The sequence below is a fragment of the Nocardiopsis sp. iso_186 genome (assembly GCF_056173365.1).
In genome coordinates this window covers 3,226,271-3,244,233 of the sequence record NZ_CM149670.1, presented here as the reverse complement: position 1 = coordinate 3,244,233, position 17,963 = coordinate 3,226,271, and the positions used below count along the sequence as shown (strand labels likewise).

General features: G+C 69.1%; 14 protein-coding genes. 4 read left to right on the top strand and 10 right to left on the bottom strand.

Annotation, left to right across the window (positions count from 1 at the left end):
- Positions 1-138: 138 nt before the first annotated feature.
- A complete protein-coding gene (locus tag AC0VYP_RS14210) occupies positions 139-525 on the bottom strand; it encodes a hypothetical protein (RefSeq protein WP_475470110.1) in 387 nt (128 codons plus the stop codon).
- Positions 526-842: 317 nt separating this feature from the next.
- On the bottom strand, positions 843-1,388 hold the full coding sequence (locus AC0VYP_RS14205) for a copper chaperone PCu(A)C (RefSeq protein WP_475470108.1): 546 nt from the start codon (positions 1,386-1,388) through the stop codon (positions 843-845).
- A gap of 641 nt (positions 1,389-2,029) precedes the next feature.
- Between AC0VYP_RS14205 and AC0VYP_RS14200 the strand changes: the two genes are divergently transcribed.
- The 3 genes from AC0VYP_RS14200 to AC0VYP_RS14190 are packed head-to-tail and all read left to right on the top strand — an operon-like array spanning position 2,030 to position 4,525.
- Complete coding sequence (locus AC0VYP_RS14200; protein WP_475470106.1) at positions 2,030-2,659, top strand: copper resistance CopC family protein; 630 nt, start codon at positions 2,030-2,032, stop codon at positions 2,657-2,659.
- A 56-nt stretch (positions 2,660-2,715) separates the two neighbouring features.
- Positions 2,716-3,264 (top strand): copper chaperone PCu(A)C, encoded by a 549-nt coding sequence (locus tag AC0VYP_RS14195; RefSeq protein WP_285761718.1) that lies wholly within the window; start codon positions 2,716-2,718, stop codon positions 3,262-3,264.
- Between the two features lie 4 nt (positions 3,265-3,268).
- The gene (locus AC0VYP_RS14190; RefSeq protein ID WP_475470105.1) at positions 3,269-4,525 is read left to right on the top strand and encodes a Dyp-type peroxidase; all 1,257 of its coding nucleotides are present in this window, start codon (positions 3,269-3,271) and stop codon (positions 4,523-4,525) included.
- Between the two features lie 81 nt (positions 4,526-4,606).
- Here the strand turns inward: AC0VYP_RS14190 and AC0VYP_RS14185 are convergent, their stop codons facing one another.
- From AC0VYP_RS14185 to AC0VYP_RS14150, 8 genes are all read right to left on the bottom strand, one after another.
- Positions 4,607-6,031 carry a PepSY-associated TM helix domain-containing protein gene (locus AC0VYP_RS14185; RefSeq protein WP_475470104.1) on the bottom strand — a complete coding sequence of 475 codons (1,425 nt, stop codon included), beginning with the start codon at positions 6,029-6,031 and terminating at the stop codon, positions 4,607-4,609.
- A gap of 894 nt (positions 6,032-6,925) precedes the next feature.
- Positions 6,926-8,350, bottom strand: coding sequence for a xylulokinase (locus AC0VYP_RS14180; protein WP_475470102.1), 1,425 nt, complete (start codon positions 8,348-8,350; stop codon positions 6,926-6,928).
- Positions 8,347-9,063: a GntR family transcriptional regulator gene (locus AC0VYP_RS14175; RefSeq protein ID WP_475470101.1), complete on the bottom strand. Its 717-nt coding sequence runs from the start codon at positions 9,061-9,063 to the stop codon at positions 8,347-8,349. The genes AC0VYP_RS14180 and AC0VYP_RS14175 overlap by 4 nt, the downstream gene beginning before the upstream one ends.
- Positions 9,063-10,271, bottom strand: a complete 1,209-nt coding sequence (locus tag AC0VYP_RS14170) for a CaiB/BaiF CoA transferase family protein (protein ID WP_475470099.1) — start codon at positions 10,269-10,271, stop codon at positions 9,063-9,065. Before AC0VYP_RS14170 ends, AC0VYP_RS14175 begins: the two co-directional genes overlap by 1 nt.
- A gap of 16 nt (positions 10,272-10,287) precedes the next feature.
- Complete coding sequence (locus AC0VYP_RS14165) at positions 10,288-11,976, bottom strand: thiamine pyrophosphate-binding protein (protein ID WP_475470098.1); 1,689 nt, start codon at positions 11,974-11,976, stop codon at positions 10,288-10,290.
- Positions 11,976-12,983: a hypothetical protein gene (locus tag AC0VYP_RS14160; RefSeq protein ID WP_475470096.1), complete on the bottom strand. Its 1,008-nt coding sequence runs from the start codon at positions 12,981-12,983 to the stop codon at positions 11,976-11,978. Before AC0VYP_RS14160 ends, AC0VYP_RS14165 begins: the two co-directional genes overlap by 1 nt.
- On the bottom strand, positions 12,980-14,338 hold the full coding sequence (locus AC0VYP_RS14155; RefSeq protein WP_475470095.1) for an MFS transporter: 1,359 nt from the start codon (positions 14,336-14,338) through the stop codon (positions 12,980-12,982). Before AC0VYP_RS14155 ends, AC0VYP_RS14160 begins: the two co-directional genes overlap by 4 nt.
- 43 nt (positions 14,339-14,381) lie before the next feature.
- A complete protein-coding gene (locus AC0VYP_RS14150; RefSeq protein ID WP_475470093.1) occupies positions 14,382-15,332 on the bottom strand; it encodes a MaoC family dehydratase in 951 nt (316 codons plus the stop codon).
- A 617-nt stretch (positions 15,333-15,949) separates the two neighbouring features.
- On the opposite strand from AC0VYP_RS14150, the gene AC0VYP_RS14145 reads away from it, so the two are divergent.
- On the top strand, positions 15,950-17,866 hold the full coding sequence (locus tag AC0VYP_RS14145) for a condensation domain-containing protein (protein WP_475470091.1): 1,917 nt from the start codon (positions 15,950-15,952) through the stop codon (positions 17,864-17,866).
- Positions 17,867-17,963: the final 97 nt, after the last annotated feature.

The following is a 17,963-nucleotide window of genomic DNA, read 5'->3' as shown; positions in this document are numbered from 1 at the left end:
GGGGTGCGGAAAAATTCGAATCGTATGGACATGTGAGTATCTCCGGATGCGTCTTCTTCCGGAGTGGCCTGTTCCGGTGCGGGGAAAACCCAGGAAAAAGGGCCGGGACCCGTCCCGTCTCGACCCGGTCGAACGGCCTCAACAGCCCGGGCTGATCTGGACCCCTCCGCCCGGGCCGTGCTGGTAATTCTTGTTTCCCCTCGTCTCGGGCCCCACGCGCAGGCATTCGCGAACGCCGCCCTCGCTCCTCGACACCAGCACCCGAACACTCACCAAATGTCCGCACGGGTTGGTGAAGTTCAGGTTGGTGGCGACGGCGCCGATCGGACGCAGGGTGAACTGCGCCCTCAGCCCCGGTTCCCCGTCGCAGGGGATGTACAGGGTCTGTTGGGCCGCGTCGGTCGAGGGCCGGGGAGCGGGCGCGGTAGAGGTCTCGGCCGCAGACGCCGGAGCGGTCGGCAGCACGCCCAGCAGGAGCAGCGCGGCACAGACCTTGACGGTCGCGGGCATTCTCGTAATTCCCACGCATTCCTCCTGGTGTTCGGGGGCGAGAGCAAAGGGCAACCGATTCGCGAGGAAATGTTTTTCGATCGGCCGAAAGCCAGTGGAATCGCTTGCCTTTGCAATTTTGGCAGGAATTCCAGGGCCTGGCCATGACCGAGAGGCGACAGGTCCTTGACGATGAGTGAACCCGGACTTCCGCAAAACTGGTTCCGGCCCGCCGTGTCGGTCGCCGGAGAAATACTGGTTTTCCGGTAGAAGCGTTTTTCCGGACCCGGCGGGTCCGCCACGTCCCGTCGTCGCCTGTACGGGGGCGCTCGGAAGGCGCCGTGCCACCGGGTTCAGTGGTGGCCCGAGTGGTCGCCGCCCGCATCCCGCTCTTCGGTGTTGCCGGCGGTGCGTTCCAGTACGGGGGCCTCGACCTCCACCTCGGTTCCGCCGGCGAAACTAAGCGTCAGGGTCACGGTGTCGCCCACCCCGACGGGGTCGGGGATGTCGTTGACCATCAGGTGGAATCCGCCCGGCTTCAGTTGCGTGGAACCGCCTGCGGGGACGGGGATCTCCTCGACGACGCGCATCTGCGAGGCCCCGCTGTCGGTCGTCACCGTCGAGCACAGGTCGGTGTCCGGCGAGGCCGAAGTCGAGGCGTCCACGAGCACGTCGTCCTGGGTGGAGTCGTTGGCGATCGTGAGGTAGGCGACCGTCATCTCCGGCATCGCCGGTTCGGGGATCCACGCCCCCTCCACCCGGAGGTCGCCCGAACGCGCGGCGCCTTTGTCGGGGCCGGTGTGTCGGGTGTCGGAAGCGTCGCCGAGCGCGTCCGATGCGGTGCCGCCGCCGCACCCGGTGGCCAGTACGGCCAGGGGCAGGGCCGCCCATGCCACCACGAGGGAGAGGCGCCCCCTCCTGTCCGGCTTCGAGCGGCGGGGGCGACTTCGGTGCGCGGCCGTCACGAGGCCCCCTCTGTCGGTGTCCGGGACGGTGGGGTGTCCGTCCGTGCGGTGACCGCGCCCGACGCCCCGGCCCGCTCCGGCCTCCCGCCGCGACGATCGGTCCGCGACCGCGGCCCCGGCATCGTGATCCAGGGGTGACACGTACTGCCTCGTGCGTGCGAACACGTCTTCCTCTCCTCGCCCGTTCGGTTTCCCGCCGGCTCCTTCGCCGAGCCTCCCGCGGGTGTCGGCCAAGAAGTCGTGGCCCGTCGCCGAGAAGTTCCCGGGAATGTCCACGCGGCCGCGGATCGCGTCCACCGCCCCGTGTCGAAAGCGCCGGGCCGGAGCTCTCCCGTGCGGACGCCGTGCCTCCCGCGTCTTCGACCGAAGCGCCCGGACCCGGTGCACCCGCTGTCCGCTCCGGCGCAGGCGAACGTCGCTCCAACGAGGAGAGGGGACGCCCATCGAGTGAGTGGCGCACGTCACCCGACAGGCTTCGGGGCGGGAGGGAACTTCCGTGCTCCCGCAGCCGACTCCTGTCGAAGGAGAGCACGAACGGGCCGCTAGGCGCGGTCGCCGGTAAGGAGAAGCGGGGAATGCAGAAAAAGAAGGGGAGTGCCGACTCCCGTCGGGTGCGCCGGTCGCGCGCACTCGCCCTGATGCTCGCGGTTCCACTGGCGGTGACTGCGGTGGCTGCGGTGGGACAGGCACCCGCATCGGCCCACGACCGGTTGATCTCCTCGACGCCGGGTGACGGAGCCGAACTCGAAGACCCTCCTGCCGAGATCGTGCTGACCTTCAACAACACGGTCATGGACATCGGGGCCGCCGTCACCGTCCTGGACGGGGACTCCCAGGTGGTGGCGGAGGGCGAGGCCGAAGTCGAGGGACCCGACGTCACCCAGACGGTGCGTGCCGGACTGCCCGACGGCGGCTACGGGGTGCGCTGGCGGGTCATCTCCAGCGACGGGCACCCCATCAGCGGGAGTTTCACCTTCACCCTCGGCGACCATTCGGCCGCGCCCCCGGCCCTGGTCCCGCAGGAGGAGACCGGGCAGGCAACGGACCCCGCACCGTCCGCCGACGCCTCCGCCGTGGACCACCCCTCCGCCCTTCCACGGATGCTGACGCCGGCCGTGATCGGGGCCGGTGCGGGCGCGCTCCTCTACTTCCTCGCCGCGAAGACCTCCGCCAGGCGTTCCCGCACCACGCACCCACCCGCATGACCCCAGACCGCGATCCACCATCAGCAACCACACGAAAGAACAGGGAGACACCGCACATGCGAACGACAGCCGTCACTCCACTGGCCGCCGGCACCCTTGCCGCCCTTCTCCTCACCGGCTGCGCCGGGCAGGACGGTGCACAACCCCAGGCCGACGCCGACCGGGCCGAACAGCACACGCAGGCCGACTCCTTCGCGATCGAGGACGCCTGGGTCAAGGCGGTGACCGCCGAGGACGGGATGACCGGTGCCTTCGGCCTGCTGAACAACCCCGCCGACGGCGACCTCTCCGTGGTGGCGGCGTCCTCGCCGGTGGCCGGCATGGTCGAACTGCACGAGGTCGTCACCGGCGACGACGGCAACGCCGTCATGCAGGAGAAGGACGGAGGCTTCCTCGTGCCGGCCGGGGACACCCACGTCCTGGAGCCCGGGGCCGACCACATCATGCTCATGGGCCTCACCGAGGATCTCGATCCCGGAACCGAGGTCGCTGTGGAACTGGAGTTCTCCGACGGATCCACCCTGGAGTTCAGCGCCCCGGTGAAGGACTACGAGGGAGCCAACGAGAACTACGACGACGGCGCGGGCCACGGCGAGGAGCACTAGGGAAATGCACCCCGACAGATCCCCGGAACCGGCCGCCCCCTCCACGGGGCGGCTGAGCCGGCGTCACCTCCTCCTAGGGGGCGCCGCGGCCGGTGTGGGCGCCGCGGCGCTGGTCGGCGCGGACTCCCTGCTCAACACGCGCTCGACCCCGCCCCTGGGGGAGACACCCGGCGCCGCCGCGCACGGAGGGCAGACCGTCCCCTTCCACGGCACGCACCAGGCCGGGGTCGAGACGCCCCCGCAGGCCCACGGAAAGTTCGTGGCCGTCAACCTCGCCGAGGACGTCAACGCCGAGAAGATCCGCCGCCTCCTCACCCTGCTCAGCGACGACGCCGCAAAGCTCACCCAGGGGAAGGCGGCGCTGGCCGACTCCGAACCCGAACTCGCCTTCGTCCCGGCCCGCCTGACGGTGACGTTCGGGTTCGGCCCCGGACTCGTCAACCGCGTCCCCGGAGTACCCGCGCCCGCCTGGCTCAAGCCGCTCCCGGAGTTCTCGGTGGACCGGCTCCGCCCGGAGTGGAACAGCGGCGACCTCCTGATGCAGATCTGCGCCGACGATCCGCTCACCGTCTCCCACGCGGCCCGCATGCTGATCAAGGACACCCGGGCCTTCGGCACCGTGCGCTGGACCCAGGACGGGTTCCGCCGCGCCTATGGGGCCGAACCCGACGGCACCACCATGCGCAACCTCATGGGACAGGTTGACGGTACCGTCAACGCCCGACCCGACACCGACGCGTTCGAGACGATGGTGTGGGAGCCCCGCGACAACCCCGAATGGCTGCACGGCGGCACCGGGATGGTGGTCCGCCGCATCGCGATGGACCTGGACGGATGGGACCGCCTGGACCGTCCGGGCAGGGAGGAGTCGGTCGGGCGCCGCATCTTCGACGGGGCGCCGCTGACCGGCGGCACCGAGCACGACGAACCGGATTTCGACGCACTCACCCCCCTGGGCTTCCCCCGCATCGCCGAGTACGCCCACATCCGCCGTGCCCGCTCGGACAACCCCGACGAACAGGTCTTCCGTCGCGCCTACAACTACGACGTCCCCACCCTCGGCGATGAGGGGCAGGACGCCGGACTGATCTTCGTCTCCTACCAGTCCGATGTCAACCTCCAGTTCGTCCCCATCCAGCGGCGCCTGGACGAGTTGGACCTCCTCAACGAGTGGATCAGCCCCATCGGTTCGGCGGTCTTCGCCGTTCCGCCGGGCTGCGCCGAGGGCGGTTTCATCGGGGAGACCCTGTTCCCGGCCTGACCGGAGGACCCCGGTGCGCGCGCCGGGGCCCTCCCCGTGAGGAACCGTCGTGACCGGCCGAACCGGCGGCCGGTCGGTTGTTCAGTCCGTCTTGACGGTTCCAAAGCGCAGTCGTCCGAGCAGGGCGTTGACGACGAGGAAGAGCACCAGGGACACCCCCAGCACCGGCATCAGCCAACCGACCGCAATGGCCGCGACGGCCACGATCGCCTTCAACCACCACGGGAGCGCCTTCCACGTCCCCCGTCCAGGAGCACGGCCCAGTGCCGGACCGCGACCGGTGGGGCGGCGCTGCCACCACATCCGGTAGCCCAGCACCATCACTGTGAGCAGCCCCAGCATCAAGGCGGTGAGGACGACCTGGTTGGCGACCCCGAACAGCAGCCCCATGTGCGCGTCGATGCCCCAGCGGCTGAACTTGGCCATCAGCGGATAGTCGGAGAACCGGACCTCGTTCACGACCTCACCGGTGCCGGGATCCACAGCCACGGCATCGGCACTGGTGGGCCACCGTTTGTCCAACTCGCTCACGGTGTAGGTGGCGCCGTCCGCCACCGGGTAGACGACCTCCACCCGGCCGTTGACGTCGAAGGCCCGGGCGCTCTCCAGCACCCGGTTGACCCCCACGTTGACGCCGATCAAACCGTCGGAGCCGGCGGGGACCTCCGCGGTGACCGAAGGCGTCTCCCACGCGAGTGCCGCGCGGATGCCGGCCACGTTCTCCCCTGCGAACTGCGACCAGGTCAGACCGGTCGCCGAGAGGAAGAACAAGCCGGCCAGCGCCCAGAGCCCGATCGCCCCGTGAAAGGACAACGTCCTGCGCAGTCCCCGCGCCGTCGGTTCGGGCAGGAGTACGCCCCGCACGCGCTTCCTGCGCCGACGCCGCGCCACCCACAACGCCGCGCCGCCCGCTGCGATCAACCACATCCAGCTCGCCGCGAGTTCGCTGTAGACCCGGCCCACGTCGCCCATGTGCAGGTTGCGGTGCAGCAGGTCGATCCAGGTGCGCACCGGAAGGGCCCCGCTGCTGCCGTAGGACACCAGGGACCCTCGGACCTCGCCGGTGTAGGGGTTGACGAAAACGGCCTGGCGGTGACTCTCGCCCAGCCCGTCGAGGTCGAAGAGCACCCGGGTGGTGTCGGAGGGGCCCTCGCCGGGACGAACGGCCTGCAGGGTTCCCGCTGGCAGTGCTTCCTCCGCGGCGGCCACCTGTTCGCGCAGGGGAAGCCGCTCGTCGCCGACCGGTACGTACAACTCGTGGCGGTGGACGACCTCTTCGAGTTGCGGTGTCCAGACGTAGAGCAGTCCGCTCAGCGCCGCGACGAAGATGAACGGCGCCACCAGCACGCCGGCGTAGAAGTGCAGACGCAGTACCAGAGGGCGCAACAGGGACCATGCGGAGGTCGAGCACGTCGGCCCTTTTCCGGCCGGGGCCGGCCCGGCGGACGGCTGCGGGTCCTGCTGTCCGGGAGGAATCGTGGGGGATGGTCGATCGTCGGTGGACACGCGCGGACTCCTGTGTCTGTTCCGCTCCGATGAGCGGGAGAAGGGGCAACGGGTAGACAAGTCGGGTCCGGCCCCGTGGAAGTTCCCGGCCGCGCCGAGAAGTTCCGGCGTGTATTCCGTCGCATACGCGTGGCGGAACCGAGGAGTCTCTGCCCGGAAGCCGTCCTGCGGTGCAAACCACCCCGGTCGGCAGGCCGACCACCCATCACTGCCGTGACGTTCCTCGGCGCAGATCGGGCGGGTGCGGCCATCTTCTTCACCGAGGCCTGGGCGGACACGGCCTTCGTCTCGGGCGTTCGGTGGGCCCGCCCCGCTCCAGGCCCTCCGCTACCGCCGAGGGCAGACCCCCACACCACGACCGGCGATCCGGATGAGCTGTCCCGCGAACGGGAAGGGGCCGACGAGGCCCGGGAGCGGTACCGCGAAACCGTCTAGGGAGCTGGGGCGGGCGGGCCCCTGTACCATTTTCGGCCTGGGCGTCCTGTTCATGAACAGGACGCGATCGATGAGGCGCGGCAGTCGTGGGCGCGCGCAGCCGAGATCAGGGACACCGGCCGACAGCGACTGGGCGCACCGCCGCGGGCCCGGCACCTCTGTGCCGGGTCCGTTAACCGGTTGACGACGGCCGGGAAGGGGGCGCGCCATGGGGGCGAACCAACGCTGTCCAGGCTGATGCGCAGAACGAGTGGCCGATTGCTCCGGTGGGAGCGTCCATCTGCTCCTCAGGGGGCGCACCCGGGTCGGGCGCGCCCCCTTCGCCGGTACCAGGGAACCCGAGTCCGACTATCGCCGCGGCCCCACCGAGTGGGGAGACCTGTCAGAATCTGTGGCCGGACGGCCGTGCACCGCGTCCTCGCCCGCGCCGCTTCCCCGGTATCGCGAAAACAGGTGTGATCAGACTGCCGCCCGATCGGACCCCCGCGCGGCGGTCCAACGCGCGAACACCTCGTCGTAACGGGAACTGCGCCGTTCGTCCGGCGTCACCACGCTGAATGTGAGGCCGAGCCGGTCGCGCGCCTCGTCGAGGTCGCGCACTTCACCGATCCCCACCAGTGCCAGGGCGGCCGCACCGACCAGGGTCACATCGGGATTGCTCGCGACGTGCACCGCCCGCCCGAGAGCGTCCGCGCGCAGCCGCGCCACCTGGGTGGAACGGGCAGAGCCCCCCGCGAACAGCATGGGCAGTTCGCGGTGCGGATCCAGCAGATCGGCCCCCTCCCGCACGGTGAAGCTCGCTCCTTCCTGCGCGGCACGGAGAATCTCCGCCGGCCCGTGCTCCGGGCCCTGCCCGAGGACGGCGCCCCGCGCATCGGGCCGCCAGCGGGGGAACCTCTCCCCTGAGAAGCCGGGAAAGACCAGCAAATCGCGGCTGCCCACCGGCACGGCACCGAGCCTCTCGTCGTTGACCGCCCCCACCAACGACCGCCAACGGGCGACCGCGCCGCCGGTCATCCCGGTCGCGCCCCCGGCGGTCCACATCGCGCGAACCATGGACGGATTCACCACGGCCCCGTCTCGTGCACGGGCGGGATCATCGATCAAACGGGCCAGCACATCGGTCGTTCCCGCCACGTTCGCGATCCCCGAGGGGGTGGTGCCGAGCAGTACGCCGATGCCGACCGAGCCGTCCGGGCCACCCGAGACGACCGGGGTCCCCTCCGGCAGGCCGGTGCACCGTGCTCCGACACCGTGGACCTCCCCGACCACCGAGGTCGGTTCCACCTGCGCAGGGAACCAGCTCTCCGGGAGCCCCAGGGACCGCAGCGCGTCAAACTGCCAGGACCGGGCGCGCACGTCGGAGCCCAGGGTGTAGGCGGCATTTACCGTGTCCGAGGCCACGCGGCCGGTCAACCGGGCCACGAGGAAGTCCTTCGGGCTCAGCAGCGCGTGGACCTGCTCCTCGTGGCCGGACCCTCCCAGTGTCAGGGCGAGCGCGACAGCCCCGCCCGAGAGCGCGGGACGTCCGGCGGCGGCGAGCAGCGCCGCCTGCCGCGGACGCGGCAGACGGCCCAGCAGGTCCAGGCCCCGGGTGTCGGACCACCCGCCGCCCGGCAGCACCGGATCGAGGCGCGCGTCCACGGCGACACTGCCGATGTGCGCGGACACGCACAGCGCGCGGGGCCGGGACTCCACGGCGAGCTCGCGCAGCGATTCGCCGACCTCGGCGAAGAGCCCGGAGGCGTCGAAGAGGTCACCGACACCCGTGGCGCGCGCGACCCGTGCGGAGCGCAGCAACCCGCCGGAGAGGTCGAACAGTCCGGACCGCACGGCGGAGGTACCGACGTTGACGGCGACGACGGTCGGTTCGGAAGCGCTCATTCGGCATCGATCCGCAGCAGGAGCGGGAATTCCGGGAGCGTCCAGCCGTTGGTGTACTCCACGGCGCTTTCGGTGTCGGAGTAGGTGATGCGGAGGGAATGCAGCACCGCTCCGCCCACTGGCGCCGAGAGCGCCCCCGCCTCAGCGGGTTCCAGCAGGGCCGCCGTCATCGTCTGATCCGCCCATCGGAGCTTCAGGCCGTGTCTCTCCGTCAGGGTTCGGTAGAGGGAGCCGTCCACCAGAGGGTCGCGCGCCAGACCGGGGGCGGCGGCGTAGGGCACCCACGCGTCCTGCACCGCCGCCGGCACCCCGCCGACGAGGCGCAGGCGCTTGATCCGGTTCACCGCGTCGTTGACCTCCAGGCCCAGTCCCTCGGCGACCTCCTGTGGAGCCTTTTCCTCGGTCGCCGAGAGAGTCCTGCTGGTAACGGCCACATCGGAGCCCGCGAGCTCCTGGGCGAACGAGCGCAACCGGTTGAGCCGCCGTCCACGACGCGGGTTCTCGCGCACATACGTGCCGCTGCCGCGCTTGCGCGTGACCAGCTCATCGGTGATGAGCAGGTCGAGGGCCTGCCGCACGGTCATGCGGCTCACCTGGTACCGGCGGGCGAGCTCGGGCTCGCTCTCCAGCTTCGCACCGGCCTTCAGCGAGCCCGAGGTTATCTGGGAAAGGATGTCGTCGTAGATCACCCGGTAGAGGACGCTCCGCGGCATCAGATGACGCCCTCGGCGCGGAGCTGCCGGATCTGTTCGGCGTTCAACCCCAGGATGCTCCCGTACACGTAGTCGTTGTCCTCGCCCGCCTGCGGCGGTGCCTTGCGCACCGTGGGCGGCGACTTCTCCATGTGGATGGGATTGTTCGGCATGCGGATCGTTCCCAGCGACGGATGTTCTGCTTCGACGATCATGCCACGCGCCGCCAATTGCGGAGAGGCCGCGACCTCGCGGACGCTGGCGACATTGGCGTAGGGCACCCCCGCCGCGTCGAGCCGGCGGGCGATCTCCTCACGGGTGAGCCCCTCGGCCCACTGCTGGATCGCCGACTCCAGGGCGGCCTGGTCGGCCATCCTGCCCTCCACCGTGGCGTAGCGCGGATCGGCGGAGAGCTCTTCGCGGCCCATCACCGAGCAGAGCTTCGGAAACAGTGACGCCGTCCCGGCCTGGATGTAGATCGGACCGTCGGCCGCCTCGTACACGTTCACGGGGGCGGTGAGGAGGTCGCGCGACCCCGAACGGGGCATCTCCAGCCCCAGCATGAGCTCCGCGATCAACCGGGTGCCCAGCGCGGAGAACATCGTGTCGTAGCTGGCGATGTTGACCAGCTGCCCCTCTCCCGTGCGTTCCCGGTGCGTCAGCGCCGCCATGGCACCGATCGCCCCCTGGTACCCGGTGGTGTAGTCGGCGATGTAGGTCCCGCTCAGGGTCGGCCTGCCGTCAGGATCACCCGTCATGCTCATCAGGCCGGACGAGGCCTGGGAGATCGCGTCGAACAGGGCACGGGGCGATTCCGGCCCGGTCTGCCCGAACCCGGAGATCGAGACGAGGACGACGGATTCGTTGATCTCCTTCATCCGCTCGTACCCCAACCCCATTTTCTCCAGGGTGCCGGGCCGGAAGTTCTCGACGACGACGTCGGCCCAGCGCACCAGGTCCTCCAGGATCGCCTTGGCGCGCGGGTGGCGGGTGTCCAGGGTCGCGGCCTGCTTGTTGCGGTGGTAGAGGAACATGTAGATGCTCTCGCCCTGCCAGTACGGCCCGTGGTGACGGGAGTCCTCGCCGCTGGGGCGCTCGATCTTCACCACCTCGGCACCGAAGTCCCCGAGGATCTGGGCGCACAGCGGGCCCGCGATGAAGCGTGAGAGGTCGAGGACCTTCACGCCGTCGAGCGGTCCCGGGGTGTGCTCGCTGTCCTGCTGCTCCATGTCGGCCTCCTCGCCTTCAGCCCTCGTAGGGGGTGAACGCCTCGTAGGTCCAGGCGTTCGCCTCGCGGTCCAGCACGACGTTGACGACGAGGGGCGCACCGGAGGAGAAGCCCTCGCGTACCGCGCGCACCATCGACTCCTGGTCGGCCACCCGGACCCCTTCCAGACCCATGCCGCGCGCCACCTGGGCGAAGTCCACGTCCCGGAAATCCACTCCGACTGTACGTCCGTTGAAGTGCAGGACCTGCTCCTGGCGGATGTTGCCGTAGCTGGAGTCGTTGAGCACCACGACGACCACGGGGCCGCCGACCCGGGCGAGGGTCTCCAGCTCGCCGAGGCTCATGCCGAGGGATCCGTCGCCGATCAGGGCCAGCACGGGCCGCTCCGGGGCGTCGCAGACCGAGGCGATCGCGGCGGGGAGGGCGAACCCCATGTTCCCGAACCCGACCGGCTTGATGTAGCGGTAGGGGACCGGCATCTCCCACAGGAACGACCACACCCCGGGGTTTCCGGCGTCGGGGATCAGCACGGCGTCCTGGGGGGTGACGTCGCGCAGCCGGCGCACGACGACGGCCGGGGACACGGTCCCCGGGTTCTCCGGTTCGACGGCGGCGCTGAGCTCCCACCACTCCTGCTCGGCTTTCTGCAGTTCCGCTATCCAGCCGGCGCGGGAGCCGTGTGCCTGCCCGGCCTGCGCCGCGGTGGCCGCGGTGAGGTCCCGGGCGAAGGACGCGAGGTCGCCCACGACGCCGGTGGTCACGTCCGCGTAGTACCGGCCGATCATGGCCGGGTCGATGTCAACCTGCACGATCTCGGGGAGCCGGCGGCGCCAGCGCGTGGTGGAGACCGCGTTGAGGCTGTTGCCCAACGCCAGCACGAGGTCGGCCTCGCCGATCACGCGGGTGCTCAGGTTGGTTCCCATCCGGCTCAGTGCCCCGAAGACGAGCGGATGGGTGGTCGGGACCGCGCCCATGCCGTTGAACGTGGTGATGACCGGGATGTTCAGCGCTTCGGCCAGGGCGAGGACCTCGTTCGAGGCCTGGCCGCGGTTTCCGCCGTTGCCGAGCCAGATGACCGGCTTCTCCGCGGCGAGCACGCGGGCGGCGACCGCCTCGATCTGCTCGCCCGGCGCGACCGGTCGGGCGCCCACCCAGGAACGGGCCGGGTGCACGGCGGGCACCGTCGGCGGGTTCTCCACCGGCTGCTCGATGGTGTCGCGGGCGAAGTCCAGGTGCACCGGCCCAGGGCTCCCGGTCATGGCGTTGATGTAGGCCTCTTCCATGGCCTGCTTGATCGAGGTGGCGTGTGCGACCAGCCGTCCGTATTTGACGTAGTTGCGGAAGATGTCGATGTGGTCGGCGTTCTGCGCGTCGTCCTTGTGGATGTTCTCGCCGTTGTTGTTGCAGGTGATGATGATCGCGGGGCTGGAGTCGCGGAACGCTCCGCCGACGCCGGTGAGCAGGTTCGTGGCGCCGGGCCCGGTGGTGGAGATCGCCACCGCGGGGCGGCCGGTGAGTCTTCCGTAGGCGTCGGCCATGACCGCCGCCGCGTTCTCGTGGCGTGTGTGGACGAACTCGATGGAGTCGGTGTCGATGATCGCGTCGGTGATGGCGAGCGTCTGCCCGCCGACCACGCCGAAGACGTGGGTGACTCCGAGCGATTCCAGCATCTTGACCACCAGTGCTCCGCCGGTCATCTCCGTCATTACCGTCCCTCTCGTTCGGTGGTTGTGCGGAGCGGCGCGCTTGCCCACCCCGCGGTGCTGAGCTTTCCGTCCGCTCGGCGCACCCATATCTCGAATTCGACGTTCTCCTCGTCAACCGCTGTGACGACGCCGCTCGCCTCGATCGGCTCGTGCACGTTCACGGTGTTGAGGAATTTGACGCGCATCCAGCCGCCGCTGAAGAACGCGGCGCCCGAAGCCCGGGTCAGCAGTTCCGCGAGTACGCCGAACTGTTGTTGCCCCTGCACGATCGGCACCCGCATTCCTGCGTCACGGGCGAGACCGAGGTCGTTGTGGATGTTGCGCACGTACTCCCCGATGCGGGAGAACACGGCCGCCTGCTCGGTGGTGATGGCCTTGACCAGGGGAGGCAGGACCTGGCCCGGTCGCGGTGCCACCGGGTCGAAGGCGGGGGCACCGGCCGGGACCTCGCCGGTGACGCGGCGCGAGTCCGGGCCGGGTGCTGAGGAGCCGCGGCCCGCGACGTCACCCGGTCGGGTGCGCAGGATCTCGACCCCGCGATGGCGCAGCACGCTGCGCCCGTCCTGGCCGGTGGCTGCGGCCTCCATGACGACGTAGCCCTGGCCGCGCCGTTCGTAGGCCTGCGTGTAGGCGCCTTCCAGGGTGACGGCCTCGTCGAGGAACGCCGGGGAGTCGAACCACAGCTGTTCCTCGGTGTGCAGCCCGACGACCTCGCTGGCCGCGTAGACCGTGGTGAACAGCTGGACGAGGTCGTTTCCCAGCAGCGCGGCGTGGCCGATCCGCCTGCCCTCGAAGGGGCTGGACTCCAGGTGCCACGGGTGGTGGTCGTCCTGGGTGAAGGCGAACCGCTTGATCTTGTGGTCGTCGATCAGCACGGTCACCGGGCCCAGCCGCTCCGGGATGTCGAGGTTCTCGAAGAGCGGTTCCTTCAGGCCCGTCTCGGGGCTCTCCCCGGTCTCCGCCGCTCGGGGATCGGTGAGGTCCCGCCAGGAAGCTCCAGCGCTCATCGGGCCTCTTCCCCGATCTCGTTGATGTCCGACCGGTTGGTCTCCGGGGCGAGGTAGGCGCAGAGCAGACCGATGCCCAGGGAGACCACGGTCAGCAGTGCGATGGGCCACGGGTCGCCGTCGGTGGCCGCGAACAGCGCGGTGGCGAGGAAGGGCCAGAAACCGACCAGGATGGAGGGGATCTGCGCTGCCAGGGAGACCCCCGTGTAGCGGACCTTGGTGCCGAACAGTTCGGAGAAGAACGCCGGCTCCACCCCGTACACCGCGCCGACGCCGATGGCGTAGGCGAGTGTGTAGACGACGTACATGAGCACGATGTTGTCGGCGGCGAGGACCCAGAAGAAGGGGAAGACGACGGCGGCACCGAACGCGGAGCCGAAGATGAACACCGTGCGCCGCCCGACCCTGTCGCTGATCTTGCCGAAGAAGTAATAGGTGTAGATCGCGAATCCGGCGGCGACCGACGAGGCGATCAACACGTGCGTGCGCGGGATGTCGGTGTAGTTCTCCACGAAGGTCAGGCCGATGGTCAGCACGATGTAGCCGAAGACCGCCTCACCGAAGCGCATGCCCATCGCCAGCAGCAGCGGCTTCTTGAAGTGCCTGAAGATCTCGGCCAGCGGCATCTTCTCCTTGACCTGCACGGCCGCCTGCTCGGCCTCCACCTGCGCCTGCGCGGCCTGGAAGGCGGGGGTCTCGGTGAGCTTGAAGCGGATGAACAGGCCGACGACGATCAGTACGGCGCTGAGCAGGAAGGGAATCCGCCAGCCCCAGGAGAAGAGCTGTTCGTCGGGGAGAAGGGAGACGACGGCGAAGATGCCGGTGGAGAACACGAGTCCTATGGCGTTGCCGATCTGCGGGAAACTGCCGTAGGCGCCGCGTTTGTCCTCCGGGGCGTACTCGACGGCCACCAGTGAGGCCCCGCCCCACTCGCCACCCACGGCGAAGCCCTGGATGAGCCTCATCAGCACCAGCAGTGCCGCGGCCCACATACCGATCTGCTCGGCTGTCGGCAGCAGGCCGATGAGGAAGGTGGAGACGCCCATCATCATCAGGGTGGTGATGAGTGCGACCTTGCGGCCGAATTTGTCCCCGAAGTGACCGAAGACGACGGCACCGAGGGGGCGGGCGACGAATCCGACCCCGAACACGGCGAACGCCGAAAGGGTGCCGAGGATGGGGTCGTCGGGGTTCGGGAAGAACAGGCGCCCGAAGACCAGGGCGGAGGCCGTGCCGAAGATGAAGTAGTCGTACCATTCGACGGCGGTGCCGACGAGGCTTGCGACGGCTGCCCGTTTGGCGAGTTTGGCGCGTCCTTCGGGCGTTTGTGGGGCTGATGGGTCGGTGTTGGTCATGGTTGGTTCCTCTGGCGTCTGAGGGATGGCCGGAACGAGCCGGTCAGATCAGTTGGACAGGGCGCGCCGTGTCCTCGTCGATCGCGGCTGAGGCCCAGCCGACGGCGGTTTTCGTGCCCTGGCCGTTTTCGACCCATACTTCGAGTTCGAGGCGGCCGTCCGTCTCGCCGAGGACCGCACCGGTGGTGGTGAGCACGTCACCGACGTAGGCGGGGGAGACGAAGCGCAGGTCCAGCTCGCCGCTGGTGAACCAGCTTGCTCCGAAGACGTCCACGAGGTTGGCGATGATGTGCCCGGTCTGCTGCTGGGCTTGCACGATGGTGCGGTCGAGGCCGCTCGCGGCGGCTTTCTCCGGGCTGGTGTGCACGTTGGAGTAGCCCTTGCCGGCCCAGGAGAACAGCGACATCTGGTCCTGGGTGAAGGAGACGGTCCGTGCGGGGATCCCCGCACGCACGGGAACGTTGTGGGCGGCGACGGTGATCGCGGGGACGCTCCCGTCAACGAGTGCCTGCACCGAGCGCTTGCGTGCCGCCCCGGCCGAGCGGCCCTTGCCGACGACGTCGCCGGCGACGGTACGCATGATCTCCTTGCCCGTGTGCTCGACGAGCACACGGCCGTCGGCGCCGCGCGCCGTGGCCTCAAGGGTGACGTAGCCCTGGCCCCGGGCTTCGTACTTCTCGGTGTAGCCGCCCTCGACGGTCACCGTCTCGCCCACCGCCGCCGGGGAGTGGAAGCGCAGTGTCTCGTGGGTGTGCAGCCCCTGGGCGGTGTTGCCGTCGTAGCCTTGGTAGAAGAGGAACAGCAGGTCGTTGGCGAGCACGAGGGGGTGCCCGATCGGTCCGCCGAACGGGGACCCGTGGAAGTACCAGTCGCCGAAGTCGCGCTGTGCGTAGGCGTAGTCCAGGACTTTCTGCCGGTTGACGTCGAGGGTGACCGGGCCGAAGCGCTCCGGGATCTCGACCAGTTCGTAACGGGCTTCCTTCAGGGATGCCATAGGTCCTCCGTCGGGGTGAAGCAGGACATTGTTAACGCAATGTGTCTAGACAACTAGATGGGAGGTTATGTTTGTCGGGCGCAGAGTGTCAAGGGTCACAAAGGATGCTCTTCTCCCTCGTCACGGGGCCGCCGACGCCGCGTGGCGGGGGTCTGCCCCATGCGGGGCGGGATGGAGGCCTGCGATTGCCGTGCGGCGCGAGGGGTCTGCCGGTGCCGAGGGAACGCCTCCGCCGGGCCGCGCGGACGTGTTTCCCGGGCGGTCGGGGAGGTCTGCCGAAGGGGCGGCCCCGGGCCCGCCCGGAGCCCGGGGGCTGGGAGGCAAGGCCCGCTCCAGCCGGGCCAAGCGGGAGCATCCGAGGCGCTGCGCCACCGAAGCGACGATCGCTGAGTCCCGTGAACAGCGCGAGCACCGCAAACGCAGAGGATCGACGGGAGGTCGGCCCCGGCTTTCGACCGGGTGGCCTACCGCGACCGCGACACAGTGCGAGGCGCGAGGCGCGAGGCACGGTAGTCGGGAAGAGCACCGACTACCGTGCTTCGCGCGCGTTGGCCGACCATCCTCTTGAAGCCTGACCGCGAGCCCGGTCGCTCGGAGGCCAGAGGGAGGAGAGGCCCGTGTCCGATGGCGCAGTCAACGCACTGGCGGTCCAGACGTCGTTCGCTCAACAGAGCCTGTGGTTGCAGCACCAGATCGACCCCGATCTACCGACCTACAACGTCACCGGGATACTGCGGCTGAGCGGTCCGCTGGACACGGCCGTCCTGGAGGCCGCGCTCAATCTTGTGGTGGACCGGCACGAGGTCTTGCGGACGGTTTTCGAGCTGAGGGACGGGGCGCCGGTCCAGATCATCCGGCGGCACCGTCCGCTGACCGTTCCGGTTTCGCGGATACGCCCGACAGACCTGTCACAAGCGGTCAAGGCCGAAGCGGGTCGGCTTTTCGACCTCGGGGAAGGACCCCTGCTCCGGCTCAGCCTGCTGCGGTTGGGCCAGGAAGCACACGTGGCCCTCTTGGTGATGCACCACATCATCACTGACGGAGTGTCCTCGACCTTGCTGTTGGACGAGTTGGCCGCCCAATACGAGGCACTGCTCAGTGGCATGCCGCTCGAATTCCCGGAGCAACCGATCCAGTACGCGGACTTCGCCGTGTGGCAGCGGAACCTGCTCAGCGGTGCCCACCTCGCCCGGTTGAACGGCTACTGGACCGATCGCCTCGCAGGGCTGGCCCCGTTGGAACTGCCCGCGGACCGGCCGCGTCCGGCGGTTCCCAGCGGTCGGGGTGCGGTTCACCGGTTTGTGATGCCCGCCGCTCTCATCACCCGGCTCCAGGAACTGGGCCGACGTCGAAGGGCCACCCTGTTCATGGTGATCCTGGCCGGTCTGAACGTTGTGCTGGCACGTTGCAGCGGTCAGCGGGATGTCGCCGTCACCACTCCGATGGCCGGCCGGATCCGGCCCGAACTCGAATCCTTGATCGGCTGCTTCGTCAACCCGACGGTAGTGCGAACAGCCGTGGCCGTAGAGGCGTCCTTCGGTGACCTGCTCGAACAGGTCAAACACAATTGCACGGGCGACTTCGACCATCAGGAGATGCCATTCGACCGGGTACTCGAACTGGCACGAGCGCAGAGGAGCGACGCCGACCCCGCACGGGTGATCCTCGCGCTCCAGAACATGGGGCGTCCGGTTCTGCGAGCAGCCGGCCTGGTGTTCGAGCAGTTGGACGTGGACACCGGCACGGCCAAGGCGGACCTGTTGTTCGACATCGAACCCGGGGCGGGCGATTATCCCGCCCGATTGGAGTACCGCACGGATTTGTTCGATCGGTCCACAGCGGAACGGATGGCCGCGAGCCTGCTGACCGTGCTGGACACGGTTGCGTCAGATCCGAGCCTGCGCCTCTCCCGGATCCCGTTGCCCGAACCGGTTCGAGGCCGAAGAGCCATCCGTGCCGGAGGTTCGGCTCCCTCCGAGCGGGAGGCTGCCACCGGGGGCCGACAGGCGGACCCGGTCGAGACGCAACGGGTCGTCGCCGAACTCCCCGGGGTCGAGGCCGCTGCCGTCGTCATTCAGGAATCGACGCTCGTCGCCTTCGTGGTGCCGGAACCAGACACCCGATTCGATGGGGGAAGGCTGCTCGATCTTGCCGCGGAGCGACTCCCCGATGGGAAAGTCCCGGAAAGATTCGTCGAACTCGAAGAGCTGCCCCGGTTGTCGTCGGGCGGGATCGACTATGGCCGATTGGCCGGTGAAAAGGCAGGGCAGACTAATTCCCCGAACGGCTATGTGGCGCCACGAACTCCGTTCGAGCGGGAAATCGCTTCTATGTGGGCCGAATTGCTCGACGCCGACCGTGTAGGCGTGCACGACGGTTTCTTCGAGCTGGGAGGCCAGTCCTTGATCGCCGTTCGCCTGACCGCCAGGATCCTTGACGAATTCGATGTCGAACTGACCGTTCGGGACCTCTATATGAATGACACCGTCGCGGAAACGGCTTGGCTGGTAATGCGACGGATCGTCGAAGAATGAGGTGGATGGGTGTGGAACCAGTCCGGTTGGCGCCGGCCGCAGCGGATCTGCCATTCCGTGAAATACTCGCCGCGTTTGTGGCGGTGATGCACCGGCG

Excerpts from the sequence above, each read along its gene's own strand:
- AC0VYP_RS14200 (WP_475470106.1), top strand. The coding sequence starts at position 2,030 with ATGCAGAAAAAGAAGGGGAGTGCCGACTCCCGTCGGGTGCGCCGGTCG.
- AC0VYP_RS14195 (WP_285761718.1), top strand. The coding sequence starts at position 2,716 with ATGCGAACGACAGCCGTCACTCCACTGGCCGCCGGCACCCTTGCCGCC.
- AC0VYP_RS14190 (WP_475470105.1), top strand. The coding sequence starts at position 3,269 with ATGCACCCCGACAGATCCCCGGAACCGGCCGCCCCCTCCACGGGGCGG.
- AC0VYP_RS14180 (WP_475470102.1), bottom strand. The coding sequence starts at position 8,350 with ATGAGCGCTTCCGAACCGACCGTCGTCGCCGTCAACGTCGGTACCTCC.
- AC0VYP_RS14175 (WP_475470101.1), bottom strand. The coding sequence starts at position 9,063 with ATGCCGCGGAGCGTCCTCTACCGGGTGATCTACGACGACATCCTTTCC.
- AC0VYP_RS14170 (WP_475470099.1), bottom strand. The coding sequence starts at position 10,271 with ATGGAGCAGCAGGACAGCGAGCACACCCCGGGACCGCTCGACGGCGTG.
- AC0VYP_RS14165 (WP_475470098.1), bottom strand. The coding sequence starts at position 11,976 with ATGACGGAGATGACCGGCGGAGCACTGGTGGTCAAGATGCTGGAATCG.
- AC0VYP_RS14160 (WP_475470096.1), bottom strand. The coding sequence starts at position 12,983 with ATGAGCGCTGGAGCTTCCTGGCGGGACCTCACCGATCCCCGAGCGGCG.
- AC0VYP_RS14155 (WP_475470095.1), bottom strand. The coding sequence starts at position 14,338 with ATGACCAACACCGACCCATCAGCCCCACAAACGCCCGAAGGACGCGCC.
- AC0VYP_RS14150 (WP_475470093.1), bottom strand. The coding sequence starts at position 15,332 with ATGGCATCCCTGAAGGAAGCCCGTTACGAACTGGTCGAGATCCCGGAG.